This window comes from Verrucomicrobiia bacterium (genome assembly GCA_035460805.1).
Taxonomy (GTDB): Bacteria; Patescibacteriota; UBA1384; order CAILIB01; family CAILIB01; genus DATHWI01.
In genome coordinates this window covers 1-10,268 of record DATHWI010000162.1, presented here as the reverse complement: position 1 = coordinate 10,268, position 10,268 = coordinate 1, and the positions used below count along the sequence as shown (strand labels likewise).

Annotated in this window: 10 protein-coding genes; 9 read left to right on the top strand and 1 reads right to left on the bottom strand. The window is 53.3% G+C overall.

Annotation, left to right across the window (positions count from 1 at the left end; genetic code table 11):
- Together VLA04_06675 and VLA04_06670 are read left to right on the top strand one after the other, a co-directional pair.
- On the top strand, positions 1-241 hold a 241-nt coding region (locus VLA04_06675), incomplete at its 5' end, for a WecB/TagA/CpsF family glycosyltransferase (GenBank protein HSI21339.1).
- A 56-nt stretch (positions 242-297) separates the two neighbouring features.
- On the top strand, positions 298-813 hold the full coding sequence (locus VLA04_06670) for a hypothetical protein (protein ID HSI21338.1): 516 nt from the start codon (positions 298-300) through the stop codon (positions 811-813).
- Between the two features lie 337 nt (positions 814-1,150).
- On the opposite strand, the gene VLA04_06665 is transcribed toward VLA04_06670, so the two are convergent.
- Positions 1,151-2,230, bottom strand: a complete 1,080-nt coding sequence (locus VLA04_06665; protein HSI21337.1) for a glycosyltransferase family 1 protein — start codon at positions 2,228-2,230, stop codon at positions 1,151-1,153.
- Between the two features lie 134 nt (positions 2,231-2,364).
- Here VLA04_06665 and nusA point away from each other — a divergent pair, with 134 nt between their 5' ends.
- From nusA to VLA04_06630, 7 genes are all read left to right on the top strand, one after another.
- Positions 2,365-3,639, top strand: coding sequence for a transcription termination factor NusA (nusA, locus tag VLA04_06660; GenBank protein HSI21336.1), 1,275 nt, complete (start codon positions 2,365-2,367; stop codon positions 3,637-3,639).
- Positions 3,640-3,657: 18 nt separating this feature from the next.
- The gene (locus VLA04_06655) at positions 3,658-6,096 is read left to right on the top strand and encodes an ATP-dependent Clp protease ATP-binding subunit (protein HSI21335.1); all 2,439 of its coding nucleotides are present in this window, start codon (positions 3,658-3,660) and stop codon (positions 6,094-6,096) included.
- Complete coding sequence (locus VLA04_06650) at positions 6,096-6,776, top strand: methyltransferase domain-containing protein (GenBank protein HSI21334.1); 681 nt, start codon at positions 6,096-6,098, stop codon at positions 6,774-6,776. The genes VLA04_06655 and VLA04_06650 overlap by 1 nt, the downstream gene beginning before the upstream one ends.
- Before the next feature lie 93 nt (positions 6,777-6,869).
- Positions 6,870-7,325, top strand: a complete 456-nt coding sequence (locus tag VLA04_06645) for a transcriptional repressor (protein HSI21333.1) — start codon at positions 6,870-6,872, stop codon at positions 7,323-7,325.
- Between the two features lie 102 nt (positions 7,326-7,427).
- Positions 7,428-8,678 carry a histidine--tRNA ligase gene (gene hisS, locus VLA04_06640; protein ID HSI21332.1) on the top strand — a complete coding sequence of 417 codons (1,251 nt, stop codon included), beginning with the start codon at positions 7,428-7,430 and terminating at the stop codon, positions 8,676-8,678.
- Between the two features lie 76 nt (positions 8,679-8,754).
- Complete coding sequence (locus VLA04_06635) at positions 8,755-9,918, top strand: DNA cytosine methyltransferase (protein HSI21331.1); 1,164 nt, start codon at positions 8,755-8,757, stop codon at positions 9,916-9,918.
- 15 nt (positions 9,919-9,933) lie between these two features.
- Positions 9,934-10,268, top strand: a 335-nt coding sequence (locus tag VLA04_06630; protein HSI21330.1) for a Bpu10I family restriction endonuclease, incomplete at its 3' end; no start/stop codon positions are given.

Genomic DNA, 10,268 nt, shown 5'->3' with positions numbered 1-10,268 from the left:
CAAGCAAGAGTTGTGGATAGATGCCGCCCGCGACCTTCCCATCTCCACCATGGTTGGAATTGGTGGGACCTTTGGTTTTTACACCACGAAAAAGCGCGCGCCCAAACTCTTCCGCGCATTACATTTGGAATGGCTCTTCCGTGCACTTACCGAGCCGGGGCATGCCAAACGCGCCTGGCGGGCTGTGGTAGTCTTCTCCTGCGTAGCACTCATGAGCCTCACGAAGCGCAAGCACTCCTAGACACCCACCGTCCAATCTGGTAGAACTAGCACACCCCAAGTGGGAGGCCTACTACTTTGACACCAACAAATCCCAACCCCTACAAGACAGGGCCATATGAGGCCATTCGCAAGCTTATCATTCAAGGTGATGCCGTACTGCCCAGCTTCCCATCCATTGAAGCGCTAGGGATCATTGCGGTTTTCGAACTTGACGCAAAGAAACTGCGCTTCTTTGGCCTGAGCATGGTAGCCACCACGCTTGGTGCCCATATCTTCTACAGCTCGGCAATTTGTCGCAATGGCGAGGAGCTTCCAGAAGGCCTCCCATACTACTATCTCGCCGATGACTTGAAGGAAATCGAGCAAGAGATGGTCAAATACCCGGAAGTGGCCTTTTACTGCTATGTCGATTTCGACGAAGCAGGCAAAACCGATCGTCTCTTCATGCTAGGACGCCGGCTCCCTACGGATGAGTTCCAGCTGCATGAGAACGATGTTCGCTACGTACGGGAATCATTCAAAGGCGTGGCCCGCTCGGTGGGAGACATCCCCATTGAAGAGGCTTCCTACGCAGAAAGCCCCATATCCTAAGACTTCAGAGCCCCGTTAACCGGGGCTCTTTTCATTGACAAAACCGCCCGATGCGCTACAGTAGCCGCACATCTCCGGAGGTGAGACGTGACCGTACCTTTGATCCCATTCCTTATCTTCATGGCGTGCTTCGCATGCCTCGCCTTGGCGCTCGGCACACTTGGCTATCTGTTTAACCAGAGTGCAAATGAAGCTTCTATCCCTTATCTAGCAAGGGCAGACAGGTGGAACGCAAAGATGTGCCTCTCACTCGCAGGCGTCTTTCTCTTCGTTTTCCTCCTGTTCCTAGCCAACCTCGTCATCCAACCTCCCCAGTCAATCTAGGCCGGGGAGTTTTTTAATCCCTTATGAGCGCTTCGGCCGTCTCTTGCGCAGACTTGTCCCAGCTAAACTGGGTAAGGCGCTTTTTACCCTCGGCAATAAGGCGGGAACGGGTAGGCTCATCCTCTAAGGCCTGATTCAGGAGTCCAATCCAGCTAGGGAGGTTTGAAGCTTTAAGGACGGCATCGCCGCCAATTTCCGGGGCAGCACCCTCGGTACTGCAGACTACTGGGACACTCGACTCAAAACCTTCCAATACCCCAAAGCCAAACCCTTCCGCGGGAGAAGGGACGGCCACGACCCGTGCGTGATCATAGAGCCAGCGCTGCTGCTCATTGGAAACATAGCCTGGCAAAATAATCCGGTTGTTAGTAGCGCTGTCCATCTCGCGCACAGTGCGGCGGACAATATCCTCACCAACACCAGCCTTACCAGCAAGGACCAACTGCAAGTCCGGGTTCTTTTTAGCGAGCTCTACGAAAGCGAGAATGAGGGGAGTCAATCCTTTCTTCTCCTCTAAACGGCCCATGTACACAATGAACGGCTTTTCCGGATTGACACCCTCCACCGTTACTGCCTTCTCGCTGAGAGGAATTGGGCCATGGTATGCCACCTCTATCTTATTAGTGGGAACTTTCCAAAAGCGGATGAGGTCATTTTTTACAAATTCGCTTGGCACAATAATTGTGCGCGACAGTACTGCAGCACGGGGCGCCCACCAGCCGAGCCGTATGCGCTGGCTTGGACTGTACGCCTTGGGAAAGCGCATAAAGGACAGGTCATGCATGGTCATGGAGCGCTGGAAAAGACCGCCTAGGGGCACAATGCTAGAGGGCGTAAAGTAAAGGTCAAATTTGCCATCCAGCATGAGCTGGCGCACGGCAAACTGGCCCCAGCCATGGACGTGCTCAGAACGGATCCACTTCACCCCGGCCGGGTGGGCTGGCTCGTCATAGTGGCTGACCCAAGTAACATCCACCCCTGCGGCCATAAGCTTTTCGCTCAAGACGGGGAGAAGCGCGTCAACGTACCGCTCCACACCCGTAGGCTGGTTGGTGCCAATATGAGTGGCATCGATAAGGATGGACGTGATCATGTCACCATCTTACCAAGAAGCGTGTCCGCCCACTATCCGTTCTGTCTCATTGACACATACCTGCCTTTTTCCTATAGTGCCCTTGTACAGGAGTCGATGAGAATCGGCTTCTTTTTTAAACTAATTTCATTTCTATGGCACTATCACCATTCATGGCCGCCATTCAACAGATCAGCGCTGAAAAGGGAATCCCTGAAGAGCGCGTCATTGATACGGTTGAAGCTGCCATTGCTGCTGCCTATCGCCGCGACTACGGCACACCGGGCCAGAACATCCGCGTCAAACTCAAAGACACCGGTGGTGAAGGCATTAACTTTGAGGTATTCCAGGTATTCGACATTGTCGAGCTTGAAGAAGACCAAGAGGTTGTAGACGAGCCAGAGCGCCAGATGACTATTGAGGATGCCCAGAAAATCGACAAGAAACTGATTGTTGGTGACGAGCACATTATCCCGCTCGAGTTTCACGACGACTTTGGCCGTATTGCCGCCCAGACAGCCAAGCAGGTGATTGTCCAGCGTATCCGCGAAGCAGAACGTGACATTCTCTACGATGAGTTCAAGGAGAAGGAGCACGCACTTCTTACTGGTCAGGTACAGCAGATTGAAATGGATACCGTCATGGTAAGCCTCGGCAAGGTAAACGCCGTCATGCCACCTCGCGAGCAGATCCGCGGCGAATTCTACAGCACCGGTCAGCGCATCCGCCTCTTTGTGAAAGAAGTGGCTGAGAGCGGACGTGGCCCTCAGATCATCGTTTCCCGCTCCGACTCCCGCTTCATCAAAGGCCTCTTTGGCCTTGAAGTACCGGAGATCCAGGCTGGCACCGTTGAAATCCGCGCCATTGCCCGCGAAGCAGGTTCCCGCACCAAGATGGCCGTCTTCTCCGATAACGACGCCATCGACCCAGTAGGGTCTTGCGTAGGCCAGCGCGGTACCCGCGTCCAGGCCGTCCTTAACGAAATTGGTGAAGAGAAAATCGACATCATTTTGTGGGATGCCGACCCAGAGACCTTCATCCGCCAGGCACTTTCTCCTGCCAAAGTCCGTGCCCTCACCATTGACGCTGAAAAGATGCACGCTTCCGTGGAAGTGGACATGGACCAGCTATCGTTGGCTATTGGCCGCGGTGGGCAGAACGTCCGCCTTGCCTCTAAGTTAACTGGCTACACCATCGACATCATCCGTGATGAAGAGGTTGCACCAGTAGCTGCCGAGGAAGCACCAGCCACCAAGGAAGAAACCCCGGTCGTTGCCGAGGAAACTGCAGCAATTGAAGAAACTCCTGCAACAGAAGAGGGAGCCACCCTGGACGACGCTATGGAAGCCATGGTTGAACCAGTCGCCGAGACTGAAGCACCAGAGGCTGCAGCTCCAGAAGCCGTAGAAGAAGAGACTAAGGAAGCGTAACCAAGAAAGGATTCAGCCATGGCAGCGATTTTCGGTCGCTTTAGCCGCCGCAGCCAGGCTGTTCTCGAGGAGTCACAACGGATCGCCGAGCAACTTGCTCGTCCCGTCCAGAGCGACACCGTACTCCTCGGCATTCTGGCTGAGGCCCATACTCCCGCTGCAGACTTGCTCCGAACGCTCGGGGTAAGTTACGAGCAGCTCTTCCAACAGCTCACGCCGGCCCCGTCCGACATGAGCAGTGACCCGACAACCGAGTCTGCCGAAGTGCAGCTTCTCTTAGAAGAGGCCATCAAGCTTGCAGCCCGGTTCCGGTTTAGCTTTGTGGAAGTGGAACATTTTCTCTACATTATTGCCCGTGACGAACGGCTGACCGGCCACCAAGCGCTTCGGCGCGCAGGTGCCGAGCCGAGCCAAGTCCTTGGGCGTCTTTCGGAATGGCTTTTGTCCGTAGCAATGCTATCTAACCAGCCTAAAGAGCAGGAGGGTACCGTGAACGACCAGCGCCAAAACCAGGAGCGGAGCGAGGTTGAGAAGTACACCATAGACCTGACAGAGCTGGCCGCTGAAAACGCGCTCGACCCCGTCATTGGCCGCGAAAAGGAATTGGACCAGCTTATCCAGGTCCTGCTCCGCCGCCGCAAGAACAACCCGCTTCTCCTTGGTGAGCCAGGAGTAGGGAAGACGGCTATTGTCGACGCCCTTGCCCAGCGCATCATGGCGCGCGAGGTGCCTAAGGCCCTCATTGGCAAACGGCTTTTGGCATTGGACCTCTCACTAGTGGTCGCCGGTACCATGTACCGCGGCCAGTTTGAGGAACGTCTCAAGAACATCATCCAAGATGTGGCGGACGATGGCGAAACCATCCTCTTTGTTGATGAAATGCACACCCTTTCCGGCACCGGCAGTGCAGAGGGTGGCTTTGATGCTGCCAATATTTTGAAGCCAGCCCTCGCCCGCGGTGAGATTAGCGTCATTGGCGCCACCACCTACGAGGAATACCGCAAGCACATCCTAAAGGACAAGGCGCTGGACCGTCGTTTCCAAGTTGTGGATGTCCGTGAGCCCGACCAAAAGGAGGCTCTCAAAATGCTCAAAGGCATGCGCCGTGAGCTTGAGCGCCACCACCGGGTCAAGTTTACTGACGATGCCCTGAAGGCAGCCGTAGAGCTCTCCACCCGCTACATTCATGACCGCTTCCTGCCAGACAAGGCGTTGGACGTTTTGGATGAGGCCGCCACACTCCATGCAGAACCATATGTGGAAGATGCAGAGCTCTCCCACATCCAGCGGGAAATTGCATTGGTTTCCCAGCAGAAGATTGAGGCTGTAGAGAATGCCCAGAGTGACGATGAGTACGAGTACGCCAAGGCGCTTTCTGAAAAAGAAACACAGCTCATGCAAGAGCTGCAAAACTTGAAACGGGTAAAGGGCAAGCTCTCTGCGCCGCCCCAGGTCACAAGCAACCATGTCAGCCAAGTACTGGCACAGCGGACCAACATTCCCGTTGCCGATATTGAAAACAGCTTGGAGCCATTAGACTTTGGCAAGGTGCAGCAGGTCCTTAAGAAGCATATTCTTGGACAAGACACTGCCATTGAATCTATTGGCCAAACCCTGCTCCGCTCCCAGCTCGGCATGCAACCTGCTGGCAAGCCTATCGGGTCGTTCTTGCTTGTTGGCCCCACAGGAACCGGTAAGACAGAAACCGCCCGTGTCCTAGCCCGCGAAGTGTTTGGTGACCCCAAGGCGCTCATTAAGGTGGACATGTCCGAGTATTCGGAGCGCCACAGCATGAGCAACCTGATTGGCGCACCGGCAGGCTACGTTGGCTTTGACCAAGGTGGTGCGCTTACTGAACAGGTCCGCCGCCGGCCGTATGCCGTTGTCCTCTTTGACGAGGTGGAAAAAGCCCATCCCGATGTCTTCAACTTGCTCCTCCAAATTTTGGAAGATGGCACCCTGACCGATAACACCGGTACGCACATCTCGTTTGAACACACTATTATCCTCATGACATCCAACATTGGCATGCGAAGCTTTAACCAAGCGGCCCGCGTTGGATTTAGTACTGGCGATGACAGCAAAAAGACTGGGGAGCTCCATCACCACATCAAGAAAGAGATTGAGGAATTCTTCCGCCCAGAACTCTTGGGTCGCATGTCTGGCACCCTCTTCTACCTGCCGCTCTCCCGCGACATCGTGAAGAAATTGGTTCAGAAACGGTTCGCCACACTTAAGGTTACCCTTAAGAAGCGGAACCTAGAGTTTACCGTGTCACCCGCAGCCATTGACTGGGCAGTAGAAAAGTTTGACCCAGAGTCCGGCGCGCGCAGTATCGACAAGCTCTTCCTCCATGAGATTGAACCGGTAGTCATCGAGTCCCTTGCCAAGGGAGAGCGCTCCAAAGTTGCCCTTACTGCCACGGGCGGCAAACTCAAGGTAGTCACGGAGGACTAATGGTCCTTGCGATAGAGGTCATTGAACCCGAGCGCCATGAGGATGCGGAGGAGAGTGAAAAAGTTGCGCACTTTTATGATGACGCCGAGGAGTATGCAGAGCTCCTGGCGTCACCGGAGGTCAACTACGGCCTGGTTAAGCCTTTGCAGGAATCTTTTGCCTCACACCACGTGAAGGGCGGTCATATTTTAGACTTAGGCTGTGGCCCTGGAACCGTAGCCAAGGCCCTCCCAACCGGGTTCTCCTATACCGGCATAGACACCGCCCGCTCCATGCTCGTGGAAGCGGTGCTTAAGGGTAAGTACAAAAAAGGGTACTGGGGACGGATTGAGGATGTCATCCCGGAGCTCCACCAGCGGGGTGAGCAATTTGATTGGGGCGTTGCCCTTAGCAGCCTCTACTATGTTGAAGAGCCACTCCCGCTCATTTGGCACCTGGCTGAGATGTGCAAGTCAGGCATGGTTTTGTCATTCGACGAAATTACCCAGGAGTACAAAGTCCAGGCGCAAAAGGAATTTGGTGTCGCACTCCCGCTCCACAACCACTCAGGCCTTTTTGATGACCCCGCCAATATTCCTCCTGGTTGGAAAGTGAGTGCCACCTGGCACGGCCACGCCTGGCATGCGCCACGGGTTGGGCTGTCCATCAACGCTCAAGTAGTCACGCTCGTGAGGAGCTAGAAGCTTTTTTCCAGAGCCTCTTATCATTGACACAGTAGCTTATTGAGGCTATATTCTTCCCGCACCAGAAATGGTACGTCCCTTGGAGAACAAATGGCTAAACAACCCCCCAAAGAAAGTCCTGACGACTACTTCATGAAGGCCCTCCGAGCCCTCGGCTACCGCATTACCATGCCCCGCACCATGGTGGCACGGGCATTCGCCGCCAACACCGGCAAGCTCATGTCTGCCTACGGGCTGCACGAGTGGATCATCAACACAGGCGGCAAGATCGACGTGGTAAGCGTCTACCGGATCATCGTCACCCTCATCGAAGCCTCCCTCATTCGGCCGGTCCCGTGCGGCAAAGAAGTGCTCTATGTCTTTGTGCCCGAAGGCACTGACGCAGAAGCCCCGCTCTTCATCAACGAGGAGACACGCCAGGCCAAGCCCATCACCGGCGACGAAGGGGTCAAGGACCTTTTCCGGGAGATGCTCCGGATCCGCAACATCAGTTATCCGGACCACAGGCTCACCCTTGTGTTGAGCAAGCCCGATCCCACGGCGTAAGCTGCGAGAACATATGACCACCCACCCCGGGTGGTCTTTTTTAATACTATTCGATTCGCCCTCCAGATCTGATATTGTACTCATAACTAATAACCCCATCCCATGGCCACTATCCAAAGCCCACGCGGCACGCGCGACATCCTACCTGCTGACCAAGCGGCGTGGACGCATGTGACCCGCGCTGCGGCAAAAGTAGCGGCCCAGATGGGATTCCAACCCATCACCATCCCTACGTACGAGAACCGTGAGCTCTTCCAGCGCTCAATCGGTGAGGGGACGGATGTCATGGACAAGGAACTTTTCCTGGTCCGCGGCATCGAGACTGAGCCTGGCAAAGAAGAGTACGCCCTCCGCCCAGAAGGCACAGCCGGCATTGTCCGCAGCTTCATTGAGCACGGCATGCACACCTGGCCCCAGCCAGTGAAACTGTGGAGCTTCGTCAACTGCTTCCGCTACGACCGCCCACAAAAGGGCCGCTACCGCGAGCACACCCAGCTGGACGTAGAGTTCTTTGGCGATGCCACCCCCTTTGCCGATGCCTGGGTCTTGCTCACCATGTGGCAGTTCTATAAGGAAGTTGGCCTTGGGGACCGCGTGGAGCTGAAGATCAACACCCTTGGTACACCGGAAGAACGCGCAGCGTATGTAGATACTCTCCGTGAGTACTTTATGCCATTCCGCGATCAGCTGAGTGAGGATTCCCAGAAGCGCCTCGACAAGAACCCTCTGCGCATTTTGGACAGTAAGAATGAAGGGGACCGGCGCTTATGCGATGCCGCACCCCGCCTCAAGGACAACTTGGGCGAGGCAAGCAAAGCCCACTACGCCGAGGTGCTCCGCCAACTTGGCATGTGGGGAATCCCGATTGTGGAAGACCCATTCTTGGTACGCGGCTTGGACTACTACAGCCACACCACATTTGAGTGGGTACCAACTGGTATAGAAGGCCAGCAGGCTTCCGTTGGTGGCGGTGGCCGCTACGACGGCTTGGTTTCCAAACTGGGCGGCCCAGCTACGGGCGCCATTGGCTTTGGCATTGGCCTGGACCGCATTTGCGAGCTGGTAGTGGACAGTGGCGTTGCACTGCCCGAGATGCCCAAGCCGGACTATTTCCTGGTAGCTGCCGATGCCGCTGGTCGTGGGTACTTGGAACGTGAGGTATTGCCGAAGTTATTGGCTGAAGGAAAGTCTGTAGATGCCGCCCTTGGTAAAGAAGGTGTTGGCGCTCAGTTGAAGCAGGCTGGGAAAGTAAGGGCCAAGCAGGCCATTATTGTGGGTGAGCAGGAGGTGGAGAAGGGTGAAGTGGTAGTGAAGGATATGGCGAGTGGAGAACAGACCACGCAAAAACTATAGCGCCAGGAACCGGGGGCCTATCGACTAGCAGTGCAAAAAGTTTTTAGTATCAAGCTAAAGCCATACAAAGCCCCTGATGAAAAATGTATTCGACAGTTTCGCTGGAGCAGGGGGCTTTAGTTTAGGTTTCGCCCAAGCTGGCTTTAATATTGTTGGGGCAAATGAAATAGATAACTGGGCATGCCAGACGTTTCAGCATAATCATCCAACCTCAACGGTAATTGAGGGAGATATCACTGAGATACCTGATAGCAAGCTACTTAATGCCATTCCACAACAAATTGACATTCTTTTAGGTGGTCCACCTTGTCAGGGTTTTTCAATTGCCAATTCAAAGGGAAGAGATCCAAAGGACCCAAGAAACTCCCTGTTCAAGGAGTTCCTGAGACTGGGAAAAGTATTCAAGCCCAGTGTAATTGTTATGGAAAATGTACCCAATATTATAAAGGCGAAGACTAGTGAAGGTGAATTTGTCGTAGATATTATTGAGAGCGAGCTGCAAGCGCTAGGATATTTTACGGAGAAAAGGGTACTGCAAGCCACTGACTATGGGGTTCCTCAAATTCGCCGCCGCTTTATACTCGTGGGTACTTTGAAGAAAATTGACAAGTTTTTTCCCGAGCCAACTCATAGCATAGATGGAAATCTACTCAATCTCCCTCGATGCCCCACTTTATGGGAAGCAATTTCTGATCTTCCAAGTATTGAGGCTGGAGAAGCTTCATCTCACTATGCTTCAAAACCAAAGAATGAATATCAAAGATTACTGCGCGATAATGGCGATTCGCTGCAGAATCACAGTGCAATGCGACATTCGAAAAGATTAGTTGAGAGATTCAAGAGCATGACTTGGGGGCAGAAAGGCGATGAACTCAGTGAGGCCCATATGCCTCTCAAAAGAAATGGAAAGGGAGAAAAATCAGGAAGCGGTTACTCACAAAATAATCGCCGCATGTATCCCGATAAGCCCTGTCACACGATCGCCGCTTCTTTCTATGCAAATTTTGTTCACCCGTACGATGATCGAAATTTCACACCTCGTGAAGGCGCACGCGTTCAGTCATTTCCCGACAGTTTTACATTCTTGGGTAAACCAACAACTCCTTCACATAGCCTTTTAGCCAGGGAAGGCCGCTATGGCGATATACACTTAGGTCAATACAACCAAATTGGCAACGCTGTTCCCCCTATGATGGCTCGTGCTTTGGCAGAAAATTTAAAGAGACAATTAAGCTATTAGCATCTAAGGCTATATATGTTCGTACACGGAAATAATTTAGCGCAAAAAGAATCGGCTTCTAGGAAATATAATGACGAGGTATCTACTCAGTTAATCGCTGAGGTTAGATTAGAATATAACAAATGGAAAGAAGCAAACTTAGCACTCAAAGGCCCATACTCAACTAAACAGGCGAATGATATAGAAGTCCTACAGCAAAGAGTTAATCTTTTTGAAGACTATAAAACTTTCATTGACCAGCAAAAGTATGCGGAAGCTTTTGACTCAAGGTCCAACCTTCAATCATCTGTTTTAGAGGAATTTCTTTACTACCTTCTCAAGGATCTCGTTGAGAGCCTATCTTTCAATGC